At 68.4% G+C, this 19,343-nt stretch carries 19 protein-coding genes; 12 read left to right on the top strand and 7 right to left on the bottom strand.

Annotated features, from left to right (window positions below; genetic code table 11):
* Window positions 1-126: 126 nt before the first annotated feature.
* Together ACIP63_RS29300 and ACIP63_RS29295 are read right to left on the bottom strand one after the other, a co-directional pair.
* Complete coding sequence (locus ACIP63_RS29300) at window positions 127-975, bottom strand: DUF317 domain-containing protein (protein WP_401521501.1); 849 nt, start codon at window positions 973-975, stop codon at window positions 127-129.
* A gap of 92 nt (window positions 976-1,067) precedes the next feature.
* Window positions 1,068-1,406 carry a DUF317 domain-containing protein gene (locus tag ACIP63_RS29295; RefSeq protein ID WP_401521499.1) on the bottom strand — a complete coding sequence of 113 codons (339 nt, stop codon included), beginning with the start codon at window positions 1,404-1,406 and terminating at the stop codon, window positions 1,068-1,070.
* 204 nt (window positions 1,407-1,610) lie between these two features.
* Here ACIP63_RS29295 and ACIP63_RS29290 point away from each other — a divergent pair, with 204 nt between their 5' ends.
* Window positions 1,611-2,315 (top strand): nucleotidyltransferase domain-containing protein, encoded by a 705-nt coding sequence (locus ACIP63_RS29290; RefSeq protein WP_401521497.1) that lies wholly within the window; start codon window positions 1,611-1,613, stop codon window positions 2,313-2,315.
* A 134-nt stretch (window positions 2,316-2,449) separates the two neighbouring features.
* On the opposite strand, the gene tyrS is transcribed toward ACIP63_RS29290, so the two are convergent.
* The 4 genes from tyrS to ACIP63_RS29270 are packed head-to-tail and all read right to left on the bottom strand — an operon-like array spanning window position 2,450 to window position 6,767.
* Window positions 2,450-3,853 carry a tyrosine--tRNA ligase gene (gene tyrS, locus ACIP63_RS29285; protein WP_401521494.1) on the bottom strand — a complete coding sequence of 468 codons (1,404 nt, stop codon included), beginning with the start codon at window positions 3,851-3,853 and terminating at the stop codon, window positions 2,450-2,452.
* Window positions 3,854-3,894: 41 nt separating this feature from the next.
* The gene (locus ACIP63_RS29280) at window positions 3,895-4,305 is read right to left on the bottom strand and encodes an NUDIX hydrolase (protein WP_401521493.1); all 411 of its coding nucleotides are present in this window, start codon (window positions 4,303-4,305) and stop codon (window positions 3,895-3,897) included.
* A gap of 55 nt (window positions 4,306-4,360) precedes the next feature.
* Window positions 4,361-5,311 carry an FAD-dependent oxidoreductase gene (locus ACIP63_RS29275; RefSeq protein ID WP_401521490.1) on the bottom strand — a complete coding sequence of 317 codons (951 nt, stop codon included), beginning with the start codon at window positions 5,309-5,311 and terminating at the stop codon, window positions 4,361-4,363.
* 10 nt (window positions 5,312-5,321) lie between these two features.
* Window positions 5,322-6,767 carry a carph-isopro domain-containing protein gene (locus ACIP63_RS29270; RefSeq protein ID WP_401521487.1) on the bottom strand — a complete coding sequence of 482 codons (1,446 nt, stop codon included), beginning with the start codon at window positions 6,765-6,767 and terminating at the stop codon, window positions 5,322-5,324.
* A gap of 203 nt (window positions 6,768-6,970) precedes the next feature.
* On the opposite strand from ACIP63_RS29270, the gene ACIP63_RS29265 reads away from it, so the two are divergent.
* Genes ACIP63_RS29265 through ACIP63_RS29225 form a run of 9 tightly spaced genes read left to right on the top strand, consistent with a single transcriptional unit; the run spans window position 6,971 to window position 16,237 of the window.
* The gene (locus tag ACIP63_RS29265; protein ID WP_401521484.1) at window positions 6,971-7,498 is read left to right on the top strand and encodes an ATP-binding protein; all 528 of its coding nucleotides are present in this window, start codon (window positions 6,971-6,973) and stop codon (window positions 7,496-7,498) included.
* A gap of 43 nt (window positions 7,499-7,541) precedes the next feature.
* Entirely contained in the window at window positions 7,542-8,849 is a 1,308-nt protein-coding gene (locus ACIP63_RS29260; RefSeq protein WP_401521481.1) for a glycosyltransferase family 4 protein, read from the top strand.
* On the top strand, window positions 8,846-9,844 hold the full coding sequence (locus ACIP63_RS29255) for a D-2-hydroxyacid dehydrogenase (protein ID WP_401521479.1): 999 nt from the start codon (window positions 8,846-8,848) through the stop codon (window positions 9,842-9,844). The genes ACIP63_RS29260 and ACIP63_RS29255 overlap by 4 nt, the downstream gene beginning before the upstream one ends.
* 3 nt (window positions 9,845-9,847) lie before the next feature.
* Entirely contained in the window at window positions 9,848-10,954 is a 1,107-nt protein-coding gene (locus ACIP63_RS29250; protein WP_401521478.1) for a radical SAM protein, read from the top strand.
* Window positions 10,954-12,072, top strand: a complete 1,119-nt coding sequence (locus tag ACIP63_RS29245; RefSeq protein WP_401521476.1) for a hypothetical protein — start codon at window positions 10,954-10,956, stop codon at window positions 12,070-12,072. The genes ACIP63_RS29250 and ACIP63_RS29245 overlap by 1 nt, the downstream gene beginning before the upstream one ends.
* Before the next feature lie 16 nt (window positions 12,073-12,088).
* Window positions 12,089-12,886 carry a radical SAM protein gene (locus ACIP63_RS29240; RefSeq protein WP_401521474.1) on the top strand — a complete coding sequence of 266 codons (798 nt, stop codon included), beginning with the start codon at window positions 12,089-12,091 and terminating at the stop codon, window positions 12,884-12,886.
* A 23-nt stretch (window positions 12,887-12,909) separates the two neighbouring features.
* Entirely contained in the window at window positions 12,910-14,634 is a 1,725-nt protein-coding gene (locus ACIP63_RS29235; protein WP_401521472.1) for a carbamoyltransferase C-terminal domain-containing protein, read from the top strand.
* Between the two features lie 5 nt (window positions 14,635-14,639).
* On the top strand, window positions 14,640-15,254 hold the full coding sequence (locus ACIP63_RS29230; RefSeq protein ID WP_401521469.1) for an HD domain-containing protein: 615 nt from the start codon (window positions 14,640-14,642) through the stop codon (window positions 15,252-15,254).
* Entirely contained in the window at window positions 15,251-16,237 is a 987-nt protein-coding gene (locus ACIP63_RS29225; RefSeq protein ID WP_401521467.1) for a glycosyltransferase, read from the top strand. Before ACIP63_RS29230 ends, ACIP63_RS29225 begins: the two co-directional genes overlap by 4 nt.
* Window positions 16,238-16,246: 9 nt before the next feature.
* Here ACIP63_RS29225 and gltX read toward each other — a convergent pair whose 3' ends face one another.
* Window positions 16,247-17,620: a glutamate--tRNA ligase gene (gltX, locus tag ACIP63_RS29220; RefSeq protein ID WP_401521657.1), complete on the bottom strand. Its 1,374-nt coding sequence runs from the start codon at window positions 17,618-17,620 to the stop codon at window positions 16,247-16,249.
* A gap of 485 nt (window positions 17,621-18,105) precedes the next feature.
* Between gltX and ACIP63_RS29215 the strand changes: the two genes are divergently transcribed.
* Window positions 18,106-18,564: a hypothetical protein gene (locus tag ACIP63_RS29215; RefSeq protein WP_401521465.1), complete on the top strand. Its 459-nt coding sequence runs from the start codon at window positions 18,106-18,108 to the stop codon at window positions 18,562-18,564.
* A complete protein-coding gene (locus ACIP63_RS29210) occupies window positions 18,561-19,178 on the top strand; it encodes a hypothetical protein (protein WP_401521463.1) in 618 nt (205 codons plus the stop codon). The genes ACIP63_RS29215 and ACIP63_RS29210 overlap by 4 nt, the downstream gene beginning before the upstream one ends.
* Window positions 19,179-19,343: the final 165 nt, after the last annotated feature.

Raw genomic sequence — 19,343 nt, 5'->3', positions numbered from 1 at the left:
GGCGCAACAGACACCGCATTGCGCCAGCCCGCCCCGGTAACTGTCCGCCAGATGCAGAAGCTGCCAGTGCAGCGCGAAGCCGGGCCTCCCGAACTGGGGCCCGGCTTCATCGCGCGGGAGTACTGCTCAGCAGGCAGGGGCACACAGGAGCCGGTCCCGTGAGCTCTCCGGCAACACCCGGCGTAGAACCGGTGCGGTGGAGCTGAGCGAGGAGGCGAACGCGGCAACGAGGCCGTGCGGCACGCTGGAACTGAACGACGCAGCCCACAAGCACGGAGCATCCGCGCCGAGCTCGGCCCACGCCTGCCATCCCGCCACCCCCGGCACATCGCCCTCGACGATCAGGGCACAAGGATCAGCATCCTGGATGAGCGGTGGCAGCTCGCCAAGGCCGAGGCGTGAGGTGAAGGTGGGGTGCATCGCCGCCGCATGCGGTTGGTCGGCGTCACGGAGCCAACCATGCGCGGACGCCGCATCGAGAACGGTCTCGGGACTGGCGGCCACGTCGGTGGGCTCACCGCATACATCGAGCGCGAGAAGGAAGTCGGCGATGGCCTCCCCGGGGATGCCGGAGGTGAAGTAGGCGGACCAGTCCGCGAGCGACCTGCTCGCATCCGAGCGGGCAGAGATCTGCCACGCGATCGGCAGCCCACCGAGGTGAAGCGGCTCGTCCGACAGCGTCCACTGAGCCCACCGACGGGCGTCGGGACTGATGTGCAGGACGGTGCTGCGCAGGACCTGGCGGTCCTCCAGCGACTCGTCGAGCTCACGTCGCCCGCGGACGGTTGTCAGGCTTGTCCAGCCGAAGCCGGCGAGAGTGTCCGCGACGACGTCGTAGAGACATCCGTCGTCGCCGGCCAGGTGCCGGGGGCCGACCCAGTACGCAGGCAGTGCGCCCTGGTTCGGGGTGGACGGGTTGAGCCGCGGGTTGGAATACAGGGCGCCTCCAAGGGCTGGGTGCGGAGCTACTGACATCGTTTTGCTTCCGGGTAGTCGGCTGACGGGCTCGGATCGCCACCCGTCCATGAGCCAAGGGACGCCGGGTCGGCTGACGCCGGCTGCCCTGCCTACCGAGGATGGGCGGTTTCCAGCACGCGCGTCACAGCGGCGGCGACGATGTCGGCCGGCGTCTCGGCGTCGAAGGAGATGCTGTAGCCAGGCACCTTCGTGGTGCCGGTGACAGCGATCTTCCAGCCTTCGCCGTCGCCCCCAGGGCGGCCGAGCGGAAACCAGCCCAAGTAGAACCGGCTGTCCTTCGAATTGACGTGGACATCAGCGCGGTCGTCCACAACCATGTGGAAATCCTCGGCAGAGAACTGATCCATCACGAGCGTGGGCTGGCCCGGGCCAAGCTGCCAGGTGTGCACTTTCAGGACCTCGGCGGCGGTGGAGAAACCGGGGCTCATAGATGCCACGGTCACGGCGGTCACCTCTCTGACCTGGGGTTTCGGAAGGTCGTCTACGTTGACATCCCCTTGCACCCGCTGGCCAGTCTTTCGCGACTCTTTTCTGTCTGCCTCCGGCGAACTGGAACCCGCCGACGTCGGACTGAGCCCGTGTGCCCGAAGAAACCCCGTGCGCACGTTGGGCAGAGTGCTGATAGTTGCTGCATGGATGCGATTGATGCTGCGCGTGCCGTTGTAGAGGAACGTCACCCTGTCGCTCGGGCTGCGTTCCTGGGAGGCAGTGTCGTGACGGGCCGCCGCACGACGATGTCGGACCTCGACATCGTGGTGCTCCTCCATGGATCTCCAGCCCCCTATCGGGCAAGCCTCCGTAGCGGTGCGTGGCCGGTGGAAATGTTCGTGCACACCGAAGCGACGTGGCACGCCTACATCCAGCGGGAGGTACGCAAGCGCCGGTCACCGCTGCTCTGGATGTGTGCCGACGGGATTCTCCTCTTCGACAAGGATGGAGTCGGGACACAACTCGCCGCTGCGGCGCGAAAGCTGACCGCCGCAGGGCCACCTGGGGCGTCGGCCGAAGAGATCGATGACCGCCGCTACGCGATCACCGACCTGCTCGACGATCTCGCGGGGAGCACCGACCAGGCCGAACGGTTGTTCATTGCCACCGAGCTGGTGCGACGAACGGGTGAGTTGGCACTGACCGCTGGCGGGTCCTGGAACGGGGGCGGGAAGTGGCTGGCCCGCCGCCTCGAGCCCACGGCGCCGGGGCTCAATATGCGCCTGCACGATGGACTGCGTGACGTATTGGCGGGGCGGATTGAGCCTCTGGCGGCAGTCGTGGACGAGGTGCTGGAGCAGGTCGGCGGCCGGCTGTGGGTCGGCTACCAGCGCGGTGGAACCCCATGAACGAGCTCGCTGTACGGCGGCAGGCCCCGGCGGCGTAGGTCCGCATCGACGCGTAGCGCCCATCCTCAAGGTGACGCACAGAGGGCCACGGGGCGGCGCCGGCCCACCGATGTGGGCCGGCGCCGGACTCAATCTCAGGCGTCGATGCGGGCCACCTTGCGGCCCACCTTGAGGTACAGCTCGATGCCGTCGAGTGCACCGACCTCGCTCACCACTGCGCCAAGCGCCTGCTGGACGGATGCCTCCGTGAGCTGAGTGGTCTGCTGCTCTCCGTCGGCCTCGTGGATGAGACGCAGGCCCTTCTGCTGCGCCACACGGCGCACTGCGGAGATGCTGGGGGCGAAGTCCAGCGTGCGGCTGATCAGGGCCCCGAGGGTGTCCTCGGCGTGATCTTTCAGGGATACGACGGGGAGGTTCTGGGTGTCCCCGAAGGACCGCTTGGAGAAGCGGGCCGTGAACTCCGCGCGGGCGGCGGCCGCAACGTCCGGGCCGTGGAGCGCGGCCACTACCTCACCGGCCAGGATCCGCTTGACGGCCATCGGGTGCGCGGTCCCCTCCTCCAAGCGCTTGGTCACCACGCGGATCTCGTCGTCCGTCCACTCCGTGAGGAGCTGGAGGTACGGCTCGGTCAGGTGGTCGGGGATGGACATCAGCCGACCGTAGACATCATCGGGCGTTGCCGTCAGACCGACGTAGTTGCCCTTGCTCTTGCTCATCTTGGAGCCCGTGCCGTCGGTCCCTTCGATGAGCGGGGTGGTGATGACGACCTCGGGCGTCTGCTCCGAGATCTCCATGACCTTGCGGCACATCTGGAGATTCAGCAGCTGGTCGACTCCGCCCAGTTCGACGTCAGCCGTGATGGCTACGGAGTCCATCGCCATGACGACGGAGTAGACGAACTCGGCGATAGACAGACCCTGCCCCTCAGCGATCCGGGTACGGAAGTCCTCACGCTGGAGCGACATGGAGACGGGCACTCGGGCGAGGATCTCGACGAGCTGCGGGAGGCTTACCTTGTTGAGCCACTCACCGTTGAAGCGCAGGTCGGCACGCTCGAAGTCGATGAACGGGGTGACCTGCTGCTGGTAAGTGCTCAGGTTGCGGGCGATGTCCTCGTCCGTGAGAGCCGGTCGTTCCGAGGAGCGGCCCGAGGGGTCACCGATCTTCGCCGTCACGTCGCCGATGATGAAGACGACGTGGTGCCCCATACGCTGCAGCCGGCTGGTGATGATGATCGGCACCGCGTGGCCGAGGTGGACGTCGGGCGAGGTCGGGTCGATGCCGTACTTGATGACGAACTGGCGCCCCTCCGTCCGCGCGGCTTCGATCTTCTCGGCGAGGACTGCGGCCGAGGGGATCAGGTTGATGGCGCGCCCCTCGACCAGTGCGGCCTGCTCATGGGGGGAGAGGTCGGAGAGGTCCAGGGAGCGCCGGGCTGTTGTCTCGTCGAGCAGCTGCGAAACCACGTAGTCCGCGCCCAGGTCCGCTCCATCGAGGATGTGCATAACTCTGGTGACGGACCTACTCAAACGGCTCATGGCGCGTATACGACCAGGTTCCAGGCCCGCGCGCCAACCCTTTACAGCATTGCGGCGTCAAGGTGAGCCTGTACGGGCTCGAACAGCCCGTACGGCACGTACCGCGCGATCTCGCCATGGGTCACCCATGCGAGCTCGGCCAGCTCCTCGGTGTCTGCGACATGGGCGGTACCGCTCACCACGTCGCAGGCCGTGTACGACATCAGCCGGCCCGTCTTCGGGTGGATCCGGTCGCCGAGCAGCTTCACTGCGGAGACGGTCAGGCCGGTCTCCTCCTGGGCTTCACGGACAGCGGCGCCCTCGCGTGACTCGCCGGGCTCAACCTCGCCAGCAGGGAACTGCCAGGAGAGCTCTCCCTCGCTGACCCGGCGGCGCACCATGAGGACCCGCCCCCCGTGGACGACGATCGCCGCAGCGATGCCCGGTCGCCGCCTACTGTTCTGTTGCGTCACGTATGCCCTCCAAGAGCGCCGCGCGGCGGGAGATGTAACGGCAATAGATCTAGGGTCACCGCGAAGCGAGCAAATCCGAAACCTCCTGGGCGCACCCCCACGACAGCGTGACGCCGGCGCCTCCATGCCCGTAGTTGTGTACGACCAACACTCCATCCTGTCGCTCCGCCTCCACGCGGACAACGGAACGAGTCGGCCGAGCGCCGATCCGGTGCTCCAGAACGCGGGCACGGGCGAGGCGGGGTTCGACCTCGGCGCATCGGGCGAGGATGCGGGCCGCCGCTGTGTCGTCCGGGGCAAGGTCGCCTTCGTCGTCGATGGCTGTGCCACCCAGGACGACGGTCTCTCCATGCGGATAGAAGCACAGCAGATCCGGCGAAGTGCCGGTGTCCTCGGAGAAGAACTCGGTCAGCCCCGGGTTGGCGACGACTACGTGCTGGCCACGAATCGGCCGCAGGTCTGAATCCACGGCCAGGTCACCGGCGCCCAAGCCCGCGCAATTGACGATCAGAGGGGCCGGGCCGACGTCCGCGAGCGAGGTCAGACGTCGCTGCTCGACCGTTCCGCCGCCCGCTCGCAGCCGGCGCAGGAGATAGTCGAGATAGGCGGGCATGTCGATCAGCGGCACCGTGAACCGGTAACCGGCCGTGAACCCATCCGGCAGTTCGGTCGACTCGCACGGTCGGAACCCGGGCAGCGTGGTGGCCCAGTCCGGTGGGGCCTCGGCAGTACGGGATGCTTCGATGCCGGTGGTGAGCCGGACGCCTGTGGCCTGGTCCTGGGCCAGCTCCCGGAAGACTTCCAGGGACCGCTGTCCCCATCGGTCGACCTCGTCCTTAGGCTCGACCAGGTACGGGCCCCACATCGCGCCGGCGGCCAGCGAGGTGACACCGGGCACCTGCTCGGCGATCACGTGCACCGATACCCCGGCCTCGGCGAGAACAACGGCGGAGGTCAGCCCTGCCACCCCAGCGCCGACAACGACAACGCGCTCCCCTGCGGTCATGATCTCGACCCTAACGGCCGGGTGGCGTCGACGGAGCATGTCGGGCGAGTGCGTCTTCGAGGACCGGCAGAAAGCTGCGGACGTGCGGGTTTCGCTGGCGGCGGCGTAGGTCCGCCGCAAGCTGGTGGAGCAGCGCCGCGCTCCTCGGCGAACGTACGACGTCAAGGCGGTCAGCGGCGATCTGGCCGATCTCGCAGGCCGCCTCCAGGTCTCCGTGGGCGCTGTGTCCCAAGGCCAGCCAGGCCCCTTCGAACATGGCTCTGCGCTGGCTGGGGTCACCACGCGGAACGTCGTACGCCCCGGAACGGAGCATCTCGGTCCCTTGAGCGAGAAAGCGACGGCCCTTGGTACCGCCGTCCTCCTTCTGCCGGGCGCGCCCCATCTGAACGAAGCCATAGCCGGCTTGGCAGTCGAGGTGGTTGTCGGTGAGGAAGTACATCCAGCGGGGCTCCTCCCGGCTGCCGTCCCGACCCGCGATCAGTTCTCGCGCGGAGCCGCGGGTGTGGGCGAAGTCGTTGTCACGGCCGGCGGCCGCATACGCGTAGGCGAGCCGGGAAAGGACGGATGCCCGGGCGGCAGGCGGAGCGGCTTCGCTGGCGCGGCGGGCTGCCTCGCCGAGGGCGATGGCATCCGCCGGATGTCCCCGGCTCGCCGCCTGGAAGGAGAGGTCGCCGAGAATGTGCGCGCACAGGGGCAGGTCATTGACCTGATGTGCGGCTCGCAGCGCAGTGGCGAAGTAGCGCTGGGCCAGACCGTGATCTGCCGCGTCGAAGGCCATCCAGCCGGCGAGCTGACCGATCTCCGCCAGCGCGCGGATGAGCCTGCTCGCCACAGCGGGCGGATGCCCGCCCTCGTGAATCAATAGCCCCACAGCACGGAACTGAGCACCGACGTAGGGGAGATGTCTCGCACCTCCATGCTCGTCGTCGAGCAGCTGGAGCATGGGCAGGTGCTGCTCGACCTGGTCGACGAGCGGATCGGCGCCGGGCGGCGGGGCCATCCGGGACGTGTACTGGCCTCGCCCCGCGGTTCCGTCGAGGTACTGGGCGACGATCGCCAGAAGCCCCGCGCCTGAGATCGCGAGGAATCGACGCCGGTCGACAAGCCCTCCCATCACCCAGTCCTCCACGATCGCCTCCATGCCCTGCACGGTCCAGGGCCGTGCGAGATCCGTGTCCGCCGGGACGAGCGCCGAGGAGTCACCCGCGCGGCCCTGCCACAGTTCGGCTACGGAGACAGCTCTACCCAGTTCCTGGGAGAGCACATAGGCAGCCATCATCGGTAACGGCGAACGCGGCAGCGAGCCGCCGTCCCTCCAGTGGTACGGCGCCGACTCGGCGACGGTCCCCGCTCCGAACACCCTGTTGAGCTTTCGCGCGAGCGCCTTGGGGCTCCATCCGAGTTCGTCGAGGCACCGCGACAGCGCGGCGTTGGGTCCCCCTGCTTGTTGCCCCACGTGTGCCCACCTCACGTCCCCAGCGGTTCGTCGGCCGCCCCGCGCTCCTCATGGTGATGCAGACCGCAGCCGAATCACCTGCCTCTCAGAGAAGTTGACCGAGTTGACCGACTGATCAGGTGCTGCCCGACCGGCCTCCTCCGGTGTTCTTGAGTCACGACGGAAGGCGCCGCCTTCGACGCCGGCGGAGAAAGAGGTGGGCCTTGAGACACCACACGAGCACCTCCCGAGACCGTCCGGGCAGCGTGTTGGAGCGCGGCACCGGGCACCCGGGCTCAGCGCCACCCCCCAAGCACTCCGACTGCGGCGGCACGACCACGCTGATCACGGATCTGCCGTACGGACTGAGGGCGGCCGAGGTTGCTCGGGAAGCCGTCGCGGTGGCACTCCACGGCACCGAGACTGATCTCCTCGACGACGCCCGACTCATCGGGTCGGAACTCGCAACGAACGCCTTCGCCTCGGGAAACCCACCTCTGGTCCTGTGCGTAGACGTCAAGACCTCGGCCGTCGACGGCCTGGAGGTCGAGATCACCGTCACCGACGGAGGCTGCCCTGACCTGGCACCTACGTCTCCCCCGGGTCCCCAGGAGGAAGCCGAATCGGGACGAGGCTTGGTCATCGTCGACGCACTGGCCGATGCCTGGTCCTTGAGCACCGGTACCCACGGAACCCGTGCCTGGTGCCGGCTGAAGCGCCAGGCCAGCCCGTCGCCTCCCAGTACGCACTGATGCTCACGCCCACGAGACCCGTCTTCCAAGGAGGCACCACACGGTGCGCATCGACCATGCGACCCCGCCCTCGCCCACTGACGCGCCGGCGGCCGGTCGCCAGCCCCGCATCGTCGTAGCTGTCCACGAGGGCGTCTACGGTGCCGCGTCGGGCACCGGCTTCAGCAACCGCGCCTTCCTGACAGCCCTCGCCCGCATCCTGCCGACGGGCCGCCTCTCCGTGATCACCCCGCACGTCCCCGAAACAGCGGGAGCGCACGATCGGCGGTGGACCCGCGAGGTCCAGCAGATGCTGGAAAAGGCCGAGGCCCAGGTGATCGCGATCCCTGCGGTCCAAGCACCGCCGGGCTCGGTCCACGCCTCCATGCAGCTGTGTGACCTGGCAGGGGAGGCTGCCTTACGCGTCGCCGATCGCACCAGCCGCTGCCTGCTCATCGGCCTCGACGTCCCACTCCTCGGCCTCGCCCCGTACACGTCCCCAACCATGGACCTGCTCCTCGTCCCCCGCTCGGCAGCGACCCTCACACGACCAGGAGACCGGTCGCGAATCCGCTGGGAACGTGAAGCCCTGCGGGCGGCGATCGCCCGGGGCGGGCGCATCGGCGCCATCTCCACCCACATGCGAGACCAGCTCGTCACGAGCTGCGGTGTCCCTCGCGCGAGCATCGTGAACATCCCGAACGGGCTGATCCGGGAGGAGATGAACCGGCCAGCGACTGTTCTCCCCTTGCCACTCAAGGCCCGAGCCGGATTCCTGCTTGCCATGGGGCGCGCGGTGCCCAGCAAGGGGTTCGAAGACCTCTTGGAGGCGCTGCATGTCTTGAAGGTGCGCGGGGTGCGCGTTCCGCACCTGCTCCTGGCGGCCGTCACTTCACAGGGGCACGAGCGCCTGACCTCGCACCAGAAGGACCTGGCGGCAGGCATCCGCGCCTACGGCTTGGACGCGACGCTGATCACCCGCTTCAGCCCCTCCGTCCGCTCCTGGTTGCACAGTCCCGCGCTGCGCGCGGTCGTCGTTCCCTCACGCGAGGAGCCTTTCGGACGGATACCCCTGGAGGCGTTCGCGGCAGGCGCGGGGCCGGTGGTCGCGACCAACGCCGGCGGGCTGGCCCAGACCGTCATCGAGGGCGAGACCGGCTTCACCTCCGCACCCCGGGACGCCAAGTCTCTGGCATCCGCTCTGCACCGAGCCCTGACCGTGCTACCCCGAGAGCGCGAGCTACTCCGGAACGCCGGAGCGGCTCTGGTGCGTTCGCGCCACGACTACGAGGCCAGCATCGGCTCCGTCATCGACCGCATCGCTCCGTGGGTTCTGGTTCCGTCGTCCACCGGGGAAAGCGGGGTCCGATGAGCAGGCCGGTGGTGCTCGTCAGCCTGGAATCCCCGCACTCCTTCTGGCGGCTGTCCGCCGAACACGAGCGTTCCCTACGTATCGCCTTCCCGGCTGTCGACTTCCATACAGCCGCAGAGGAGGACGTGCCGTACCGGCTGGCCAAGGCACACGTCTACCTCGGCTGGCGGTTCGAGCCGTCGTGGCTGACCAACGCGCCTCACCTGAACTGGATCGCCTCCCCGGCAGCCGGTACCGACCATCTGCCCGTCGCCGAGGCCCACTCCGCCGGGGTGGCCCTGACCCGCTCGTACGGGTTCCATGGCCGACCCATGGCCGAGCACGCCATGGGGCTGATCCTCGGCTTCTCCCGCGGGTTGTTCATGAGCCAGCGCGTCCAGCGAAACCGGACGTGGTGGAAGGACGACCTCGCCGCAGAGTTCTTCGACCTTGCCGGGTCGACGATGACCATCGTCGGCTGCGGCAGCATCGGAGGCCATCTCGCTCGCGCCGCCCGCGCTTTCGGCATGAACGTGATCGGAGTGCGCCGGACACCGCCTGCGGTACCCAGGGCCGGGATCACCTGGATGCACGCCTCAGCGGTCCACCAAGCCGTCGCCGTCGCAGACGTGGTGGTCAACCTGCTGCCCGCCACCCGTGCCACGGACCGCCTCTTCGACCACCGCCTCTTCACCGCCTGCAAGCCCGGAGCGCTGTTCCTCAACCTCGGTCGTGCGACAACCGTCGACCAGCAGGCCCTCCTGGCCGCCCTCAACGCCGGCCACCTACGCGGCGCCGCCCTGGACGTCTCGGACCCGAAACCGCTGCCGGCTCGCCATCCACTCCGGCTCCACCCACGGGTCGTGCTCACACCGAAGAGCTCGACGCTCTGCCGCACGTACATGAATGAGGCGGTCGACTTCTTCGCCGCCAACCTGCGCCGATACCTCGCCGGTCAGCCGCTCAACGGCCTGGCCGAAGTGCCCGACGCCCGCTCTTCCCTCGCTGGAGGCTGACCGATGCCCACCACCCGCCACGACCTGGCCGCCGCTTTCGCGGCGACCGGCCGCAACCACCCCTACCTGGCCTTCACCCTGAACTCGCTGTGCAACCTCGACTGCGTTTTCTGCAAGCCCCGTTGCATGCCGGACTACGGGCACAAGGACCGTCCTCTGACAACCACCGACTACGCGGCCATCGCCGCCGAGGCCGGCACCTGGAAGATCCGGAAGGCGCACTGCTCCGGAGGCGAGCCGACCCTGCGGGCGGACATCCTCGACGTGATCGCGGGACTCGCAGACGGCCTCGGGTCCGGCGCCGCGATCGGCATGACGAGCCACGGCAACCTGCGCCGCGGGCTGAGCGTCGAGAAGCTCCGTGACGTCGGCCTGACGTACCTCAACCTCAGCCTGCACAGCCTCGACCCGGAACGGTCCTCCACGATCATGGGAGGCGGCGACCCACGCACCACCCTGAGCACCCTCGACGACGCCCTCGCCCTCGGCCTGCAGGTGAAGATCAATTGCGTTCTCCAGCGCACCTACCTGGACGACGCCTTCGCCGTGGCCGAGCTCGCCCGCGAGCTGCCTGTCGCCGTCCGCCTGATCGAACTCCAGAACATCGGGCCCGCGCAGGCGCTGTTCGACACCGAGGTCATCAGCGAGGCGGACGTCCGCGACCGTCTCCACGAGTGGTTCGCGGGCGCGGGGGAGGTCTCTCGTGACCAGCTCGGGGTCCGTAGCCCCGGGCAGTACCTCCGCCCCGACGGCTGGGCGGGCTCGATCGGCTTCATCTCCAACTCCAGCTGCGCCACATGCTCCGACGCCAACCGGATCAAGATCACGCCCACCGGTGTAGCCCGCCCCTGCATCCTCCACAACCGCGACATCCCCCTGAAGCCCCACCTCGCCGACGACACCCTCGATGACGCCTTCGCCCACCTCTTCCAGGCCATGCTCGACCGCAACACGAACGACGCCTGGCAGGGTTTCCACTACGTCGACTACGACCTGCGCTGGGACCGGATGGAGCGCCCCGAGGGCGCCCCGGTCCTGCCCCTGCTCCCCGTCCTGACCACAGGCGCGGCTCAGTCCTCCTGCACCCGAGCCTCCACCGGGGAGCGGTGATGGTCGTAGCCGAAGCGCCGCCCCTGTACCTGGGGCTCGGAAGGCTGTACGAACGCGAGCTGGACGCCCATGGTGTCGGGGCCGTGATGCTCACCCACAAGTGGCAGTCGACCGACCTGCTGGCTCCCCACTCGGACATGGACGTACGTGTTCTCCTGCCGGAGGCGCCAGAGGACTGGGAGGAGTGGAACCACCACCTGGCCTCCGCGCACAGGTCCGCGGTCCGCCGAGAGGTCTCCCACGGACGGCTTCTGGAGCATCCGCCCGGATCCGCGTTCACCGTGGCCGAGGCGGACGGACGACTCATCTCCGCACCCGAGCTCGCGACCTGGTCGCTGATCAGCGGGAGCGCCCGGGACCTCCAACGCTGGAGGTCCCGGGCCCAGATGGCTCCTTGGTGCGAGGTCGACGAACGCTTCTACCGAGGGATCCTCCAGACACGGCTCGGCGGCCGGTACCAGCTGGCGGCGGACAGTACGGACAACGTGGTCGAGGACATCACGGCGTACCGGCGCCACTGCGTGGCCTGGCACTACCTCGCCCCCTGCTGGTTCGCCGCCGCCGCGCTCGCGACACGGACTCGCTGCCCGGGCAAGACGGCCGCGCTCACCCAGTGGCGCCCTGACGGGCTGGACGCGTACGCCGAGCTGTTCCTCCGGCACTCAGAGAGCGGGCCCGACGGGCGACCCCGCAGCCCGCGCCACCTGCTCCGCGCGGCGCATGTCTCCCTGGAGGCAGCCATGCGCCGCATTCCTGATGCGAGCCGTCCTCCCGACACGTGCAAGGAGTCCACGGGGACCGACTGGGTCATGACCGCCGGAATGCTCCGCGTACGCGTCGCCCGCTGGCTGTACTACCTCGATCCGCCGTCCGGCGTCGCGACTGAGTACTTGATCCGGCGGGAGGCGAAAGAGCTTCGTTCCGCCGCCCAGACCCTGTACACGCTCGCGGAGGACGGGACCAGTCCCACCCAACGTCTGGCCGCCCGGATGGCCGGACTGATCCCCACCGGCCCCACGACCGCCGACACCCTGCGTGCCACCCTCGCCCACTGGCATCGGCAGAAGCCCATCGTGCGGGACTTCCTCAGCCTCACGCCCGATGACGTCAACCCCTGACACAAGGAGCCTCGCCATGCCCGCGCGCGCGTCTCAGCCCCGCGTCCTGAAAACGGCGAAGATCAAGATCACGACGAAATGCAACCGGTCCTGCGACTTCTGCATTTTCGCCGACGGCGCCCAGGGCGAGAACATGTCCCTGGAGCTGTTCTCCACCATCCTGGCCCGGCTGGAGACCATCCCGTTCCAGCAGCTGCACATCAACGGCGGCGAGCCCACCGTGCACCGCGACTTCCCCGCGCTCAGCGACGCCGCCCGCACCCGCCTGCCGGACAAGGTCATGGTCCTGGGCACGAACGCCATCACCCTTGCTCGCAACCAGCGGATCATGGAAGCCACCCTCCGCTCGTACGACCAGATCCTCATCGGCTGCGACGACGAGCACGAGAACTACGCCGAAGTACACGCCGTCGTACCCCGACTCCGCGAAGCCGGCAAGACCGTCGTCATCAACAGCGTTCTGGAAGGCATCAGTTCCTCCCGACTTGTGGAGCTCGCGAGCCTGTGCGACGCGTACGGCGCGATCCACGTCACCAACCACGTGCACCACGTCGACGTCGGCCAGCCGTCGAACGCGCTGCGCGGCATCTGCGACCGCTACCTCGACCAGCACCTGATGATCGAGATGGACGGGTCCTGCTACCGCTGCTTCAACGCCATGGCGAAGGACGACAGCGAGTTCAGCATCTGGGACCCGGACTTCGCGGCCAAAGTGTTCGCCCCCCGAGGCCACCACTTCCGGTTCTGCCTGCGCTGCCACGAGTACGCCGACTCCGGCGCCGCTCTCCTACCCGCCCGCATTCCGACCGCCTGACCCCAGACCGGAGGTACACGACCATGCCCGCAGTCCTCGGGCTGAATTTCCATCACGACACCGCCGCCGCCTTGATCGTCGACGGCCGCCTCTACGCGGCCGAAGAGGAACGCTGGAGCGGTGTCAAGCACAATCACCCCACCCGCAAGGGCACGCTCGCCGCACCGGTCCGCGCCCTTCAGTGGTGCCTGGAGGCCGCCGGCATCGAACCGCAGCACGTCGACGCCGTCTGGGCCGCCTCCATGCGACCCAACCCCGCCGCCGGCTGGTGGCTTACCGAGGAAAGGGAAGAGCTCTCCGTCCTCCTGCCCGCCCCGCTCGATGAACGTCTCCGCCTTCTGTCCCACCACACTGCCCACGTGCTCTCCGGCTACCTGCTCTCCGGACACGACCACGCGGCGGGCCTCGTCATCGACGCCGGCGGCTCCGCCCTCGGCGCCGACTTCGGCCCGGGGCGGGAACGCATCACCGGCTACGACCTCCGGCCGGATCACATCGACCGCCTCCACCAGAGCATGCCGGCCGTGGTTCCCGGCCCTGTCGGACCTCGGCGCGTCCACTCCTCCCTCGGGCACTTCTACCGAAACCTCGCCCGGAGGGTGATCCCACCCGGCGACGAGCCCGAAGGCAGCATGATGGCGCTCGCCGCGTTCGGCGACCCCCAGCGTTACGGGCCGCAGATCCGCGAACTCGTACGGCTCGGCGACGACGGCGAAGTCCGTATCGACCATCCCTGGGGCTCTGCGGACAGCACCACACCACTTCTGCTCCGCGGCCACGTCTGGACTGCCGCCAACGTCTTGGAGCAGCCCGAACACGAACGGGCCGACCTGGCCGCCGCAGTCCAGCAGATCTTCTCCGAATCGGTCGTCCACATCGCACGCCATCTACAGCGGCTTACAAGGGCCTCGTCCCTGGTGTTCTCGGGCGGATGCGCCCTGAACTCTCACCTCAACGGCCGGCTGGCCGCCGACAGCGGCTTCGACAGCCTCTTCGTGGCGCCGGCGCCACACGACGCGGGCACCGCCGTGGGCGCCGCCTTGTACGCCTGGCACTACCAGCTCGGGCAGGAGCGCTTTCCGGTACCGACCGATGCGGCCTGGGGCCCGAACCCTGGCACGCTGATGCCTGATGCGGTGCCATCCGGCTACCGCGCTCTGACTGGCCTCGGGGCGGGCCTGGCACCCGCAACAGCCACGCTGCTCGCTGAGCACCGCATTATCGGCTGGGTACAGGGGCCGCTCGAATTCGGGCCTCGGGCCCTCGGCCACCGCTCGATCCTCGCCCACCCTGGTCACGCCGCCACCCGGGACCGACTCAACGCCATCAAGCAACGAGCTACGTACCGCCCGTTCGCGCCGGCCGTCCTCGCCGAGCACGCCACGGAATGGTTCATGTCGGAGGGTGACCCCTTCATGAACCGTGTCGCCCACGTCCGCCGATGCCGAGCCGACCGCATAGCGGCAGTCACCCACCACGACGGAACCGCCCGCGTCCAGTCCGTGGCCGCCGACCACCAGGGCCTGCACGAGCTCCTGCAGCAGTTCCACGAGCACACCGGACTGCCGCTGCTCCTGAACACCTCCTTCAACCGCAAAGGCACCCCGATCCTGCGGACCTCCCAGCAGGCCGCACAGGCGGCGGCAGACCTCGGCCTCGACGCCCTCGCTGTCGGGGACAACCTCCTGATCGCCGACCACATCCCCGATCCCAGTTCGCAGTCCCAGCCGTCCTTACGAGAGGGATGACGGAAATGGCCACCAACGATCTGTCACACACCCTGACCACGCTCGGCACCACCGCATGGCCTGCCAGGGAGCGTGCCCGCGCCCGTGTAGCCGCTGGGGTGGCCTTCACGATCTACGCCGGCCATATGCGGGATCAGGGCACCCCGTACCTCCAGCACCCACTCGCCGTCGTCGCGATCCTGCGGGACGAGCTCGGCGTCACACAGCCCGAGACTCTCCTTCTCGGCCTTCTGCACGATGCCCTGGAGGTCGATCCGAGCTCAGAGGCCCTCGTCACCCATCAGCTCGGGACAGCCTTCGCCGAGCGCCTGCGTGCGATGACGCCCGACCACCGGCTCGAACACCGCCCCAAGGCCCCCGGTGACGAGACCCGATGGCGCATGAAGACGGCGGCCCTCCCCGCAGAGGGCCTCCTGGTACGGCTCGCCGACCGCATCCACAACCTGCGCGACCTGGCCGCCTCGCCGAACCAAGAGCGCCGACGGAAGTTCGTACGGAACCTCAGCGACTTCCACCTCCCCCTCGCCGGCGCCGCACGCCACCTCAGCCCCTACCTGGAAGCCGCGCACACACTGCTCAACGCCGAGTACGTCCACCACCAACAGGAGGTACGTCCGTGAGACGGATCGCGTACTCGATGGAACCGGTCGGCCGGACCGGCGGCCGGGTCTACCTTCGGATGCTTCACGAGGCAACCGCCGACGACGTGGAATGGCGCACGGTCCCGGACCACAAGCGCACCTACCGCATCCGCCGCTGGCGGAAGCTCCGCCACCTCGCGCAGCTGGCCCCAACCGTCCGAGCGCTGCATTCCGCCCCAGGTACCTTCGTGTGGGACGACATCAGCCTGCTGATCTTCACGCCGGAGATGCGGGCCCGCACCGTGTTCCTCCTGCACCACTACGAACCGTTGCAGCACGACTCCGCCCCCGTCGAGGCCGTGCTCTGGGAGCGGCTGTTCCGGGTGCTGCCGCAGTGTGCGGCCGTGGTCTGCGTATCCCCGTACTGGGCAGACTTCCTCCGAGCCCGCGGCGTCCGCAACATACAGGTGATCTATAACGCCTTCGACATGGCCGAGGTCGAGCGGGCACGCGGCTTCGACCGGTCTGAGTGCCGCGCCGAGTTCGGCCTGGCCCCGGGCACGATCGGCGTGTACGCGGGCAAGGCCGTCCACTGGAAGGGCGCCGAGGAGGTCACAGCGGCCCTGACCGGCGTACCCGGGCTTCGGGTGATTACCAGCGGTAGCAACACCATCGGCCTCGACGGCGCGCACTACGACGTGGAGCGCGAGCGGTACTTACGGCTGCTGCGGGCCTGCGACGTCGGCGTCTTCCTGCCCCGCATGCAGGAGGGCTGGAGCCGCTGCGCGGCCGAAGCCCTGCTGCTCGGCCTGCCCTGCCTGATCCGCCCGATCGCGGGCCTCGGCGACCTCGCCGCCCTGACCGGCCAGCCCACGCCGGATCTCGACCGTCTGCCGGCGCAGGTCCGGGAACACGCTGCGGCACGCCGGACCGAAGCCAAGGCGGCGTACGAGTCCCTGGCTCGGTTCGACCTGAACTACTTCGGAAACGCCTGGGGCGACCTTCTCGCACAGGTCGCCTGACCAGAGCGACTACGCCTGGGCGGCCAGCTTCTCGGCCGCGGCGTCCAGACGGGCCAGCACGCGGTCCCGGCCGAGCAGTTCCATGGACTCGAACAGCGGGAGTCCGATCGTCCGGCCGGTGACCGCGACCCGGATGGGTGCCTGGGCCTTGCCCAGCTTCAGCCCGTGCTTCTCTCCCACGGCGAGCGTGACGGCCTTCAGACCGTCCGCTTCCCAGTCCGCGACGGTGGCGAACTCGGCGCGGACATCGGCCAGGATGCCGTCGGCGCCCACCTTCATCGCCTTGTTCCACGACGCCTCGTCCTCGACCGGCGAGTCGAGGAACAGGAAGTCCACGTTGTTGGTGATTTCGGACAGCAGCGCCAGCCGGGTCTGGGCCAGCGGAGCGACCGTCTCGAAGACGGCCTGGTCGAACGCCTCCGGCTGCCACGGCGCGTACGGGGCGACGAGCCACGGCGCACAGGCGGCGGCGAACTGCGCGGGCGCCAGGGCACGGATGTAGTCACCGTTGAACGCCGTCAGCTTCTTCACGTCGAAGAACGCCGGGGCGGTGTTGACATCCTCGATCCGGAAGAGCTGCTCCAGCTCCTCGTACGGCATGAGCTCCCGGTCACCGCCGGGTCCCCAGCCAAGCAGCATCAGGTAGTTCACCATCGCCTCGGGAAGGAAGCCCTCGGCGAGATAGTCCTCCAGCGCGACCTTGTCCCGGCGCTTGGAGAGCTTCTGCCGCTTTTCGTTCACGATCACGGGAAGGTGCGCCCACACCGGCGGCTGGGCACCGAGCGCCTCCCACAGCAGCTGCTGCTTCGGCGTGTTCGACAGATGCTCCTCGCCGCGGATGACCTGCGTGATGCCCTCGTCCAGGTCATCGACCACGTTCGCGATCAGGAAGACGGGGGACCCGTCACCGCGGGCGATCACGAAGTCCTCGATCGCGCTGTTCGGGAATGCCGGCTCCCCGCGGATCAGGTCGACCACAACGGTCTCGCCCTCATCCGGTGTCTGAAACCGCAGCGCCCGCCCCGCCTCGAAGGCCAGCCGCCGGTCCCGGCAGAACCCGTCGTACCCGAGGTGCTCCGACCCGGTGCGCTCCTTCAGCTGCTCCCGGGTGCAGTCGCAGTAGTACGCCTTGCCCGCCGCGTACAGCTGCTGGGCGGCCTCGCTGTGCCGGGCCGCGTTGTGCGACTGGAAGTACGGCCCATCGAAGGCCGCGTCCTCGCCATGGATGCCGATCGCCGCTAGCGCGCCGATGATGCCGTCGATCCACTCCGGCTTGTTCCGGGCCGCGTCGGTGTCCTCGATGCGCAGGGCGAACGTGCCGCCGGACTGTCGTGCCACGGCCCAGTTGTAGAGAGCGGACCGTGCGCCACCGACATGGAACATGCCGGTCGGAGACGGGGCGAAACGAACGCGAACCGGGGCAGTAGACATGCGCTCCAGGATACCGACGCCGGACGCGCGCCCCGGACCACTGCGCCTACACCCGCGCATTCGTTTTCCGGCCGCCGTCGCCTTCTACTCGTACGTCTGCTTCCACCGCCCCCGGTGTGCCACCGGTCCCCTTGTCGCGAGCCGTTCAGCGCGTCAAGCGACAACCTGAACTACGTTTCCCGACACTGGATTGAGCGAAGTAGGCCAGAAGAAACCGGCCGGGCAATCGCCAGCCAAGGGTGCCACAAATCGCACTGCCGTGTGGTGCCCTTGGGCCCATGTCTCTCGAACGGGTGGAAATACCTGGCCCTATTTCTCGGCGGGCCGCTAGAAAGACAGGACAGCCAGCGCCGGCCTGGAGCCGGCCCTGGGTTTTCCGCCGCCGACCGAGGAGAAGAACGATTACCCCCTTCATAGCCCCGGAAGAAGTCACGACGGTGCCACAAGGAACGCGCATATCCAGCGCCGATATCGACCTCGACGCACTCCCTCCACGCACCCTCGTCGTCAGAGACGGCCAGGTGACGCCGATAGGGAAAGTGGTCATCGCGAAGGTGGCCAACGACCTGACAGCCGCCTGCCTGGGGGCTGACGACCCGCAGGCAGCGATCGAGTTGGTCCTGCAGCTCATCCCCAAGCACATGGCAGAGATCGCCAGCCGACACAGCAACGTCGAACCCAGCCCGCTGCGCGGTGCCCTGAACAGCATCGTTGGGTCCGAGTGTCTGGAGCGACGCCCGGGCCGCGATGCACTGACAGGTGACCGGGCGGACGGCCAGCCGGACACCGACAACACCTGGTACGACCGTCTGCCGTGCACCCACCAGCACGGCCACAGCGACCACCACCGTGACGCCCTCGGGCGGGTCTGGCAACGAGCGGAGATTCTGGGATGACGCTCCTGACCCGCGAACACCTTTCCGCTACCTCGGTCCACATCTACCGAGGAGACACCGGGCAAGCGAAACCCTTTCTGCTACGTCGTGACGGTGACCGCTTCATCACCACCTACGACCCCAAGCGCGCCGACGTAGGCACAGCAGCCGTGCTCACTCGTGCGCTTCTCTCCTCCGAGGGCGTCAGTGTCTCTGAGGTGGTCCTCGAAGGCCACGATCCCGCTCTGACGAACCTGTACCACGCTGCCTCGAAGCTCCTTCTGGACGTAGAGATCACACGAGGGCCGCGAATCACGAAGCCCGTCGTGAGGGTCGTCAGCCAGGACCCCATGCAGGCGACGTACTTCATCCCCAAGAAATGGGATCTGCTCGACGCACTCGGCGGGCTGCCCACCGCCTTCGCCGACGCCCGACCTGAGGCGGCCCGCCAGCTGAGAATGCTCGAACAGGCCAAGAAGGGCTCCGAGGGCAAAATTGACCATGCTCTCGACGTGGTGGCCATGCTGATCCTTGAGACTGACGACCCGGACAGCGTCTACGACGAAATGCTGCGCCTGCTCGATCAGTACCGACCCAAAGAGACACCAGTCGACGCCCCCGCCACTGCGGCTTGACGCGATCGACGAGCAAACACGAGCCGGCAGCATACGTGCCGCAAGAGGCGGCTCCGTGGTTGCAGTTTTGGCTGCGTTCACCGGCGTACGGCACCGTTCAGGAGCCCTATGCGCCTCTGCTGCTCCGCAGGTCAGGAGGTTCCCGTACCTCGCCGAAACTCTGAG

The sequence above is a fragment of the Streptomyces sp. NPDC088746 genome (assembly GCF_044751065.1).
Lineage (GTDB): Bacteria > Actinomycetota > Actinomycetes > Streptomycetales > Streptomycetaceae > Streptomyces.
The sequence above is the reverse complement of the archived record's forward strand: the minus strand, read 5'-3'. Positions and strand labels throughout refer to the sequence as shown.

Bases quoted from the DNA above. Each gene is read 5' to 3' on its own strand.
- ACIP63_RS29210 (WP_401521463.1), top strand. From the start codon at position 18,561: ATGACGCTCCTGACCCGCGAACACCTTTCCGCTACCTCGGTCCACATC.
- gltX (WP_401521657.1), bottom strand. From the start codon at position 17,620: ATGTTCCATGTCGGTGGCGCACGGTCCGCTCTCTACAACTGGGCCGTG.
- ACIP63_RS29230 (WP_401521469.1), top strand. From the start codon at position 14,640: ATGGCCACCAACGATCTGTCACACACCCTGACCACGCTCGGCACCACC.
- ACIP63_RS29250 (WP_401521478.1), top strand. From the start codon at position 9,848: ATGCCCACCACCCGCCACGACCTGGCCGCCGCTTTCGCGGCGACCGGC.
- ACIP63_RS29235 (WP_401521472.1), top strand. From the start codon at position 12,910: ATGCCCGCAGTCCTCGGGCTGAATTTCCATCACGACACCGCCGCCGCC.
- ACIP63_RS29245 (WP_401521476.1), top strand. From the start codon at position 10,954: ATGGTCGTAGCCGAAGCGCCGCCCCTGTACCTGGGGCTCGGAAGGCTG.
- ACIP63_RS29290 (WP_401521497.1), top strand. From the start codon at position 1,611: ATGGATGCGATTGATGCTGCGCGTGCCGTTGTAGAGGAACGTCACCCT.
- ACIP63_RS29255 (WP_401521479.1), top strand. From the start codon at position 8,846: ATGAGCAGGCCGGTGGTGCTCGTCAGCCTGGAATCCCCGCACTCCTTC.
- ACIP63_RS29295 (WP_401521499.1), bottom strand. From the start codon at position 1,406: ATGAGCCCCGGTTTCTCCACCGCCGCCGAGGTCCTGAAAGTGCACACC.
- ACIP63_RS29275 (WP_401521490.1), bottom strand. From the start codon at position 5,311: ATGACCGCAGGGGAGCGCGTTGTCGTTGTCGGCGCTGGGGTGGCAGGG.
- ACIP63_RS29300 (WP_401521501.1), bottom strand. From the start codon at position 975: ATGTCAGTAGCTCCGCACCCAGCCCTTGGAGGCGCCCTGTATTCCAAC.
- ACIP63_RS29240 (WP_401521474.1), top strand. From the start codon at position 12,089: ATGCCCGCGCGCGCGTCTCAGCCCCGCGTCCTGAAAACGGCGAAGATC.
- tyrS (WP_401521494.1), bottom strand. From the start codon at position 3,853: ATGAGCCGTTTGAGTAGGTCCGTCACCAGAGTTATGCACATCCTCGAT.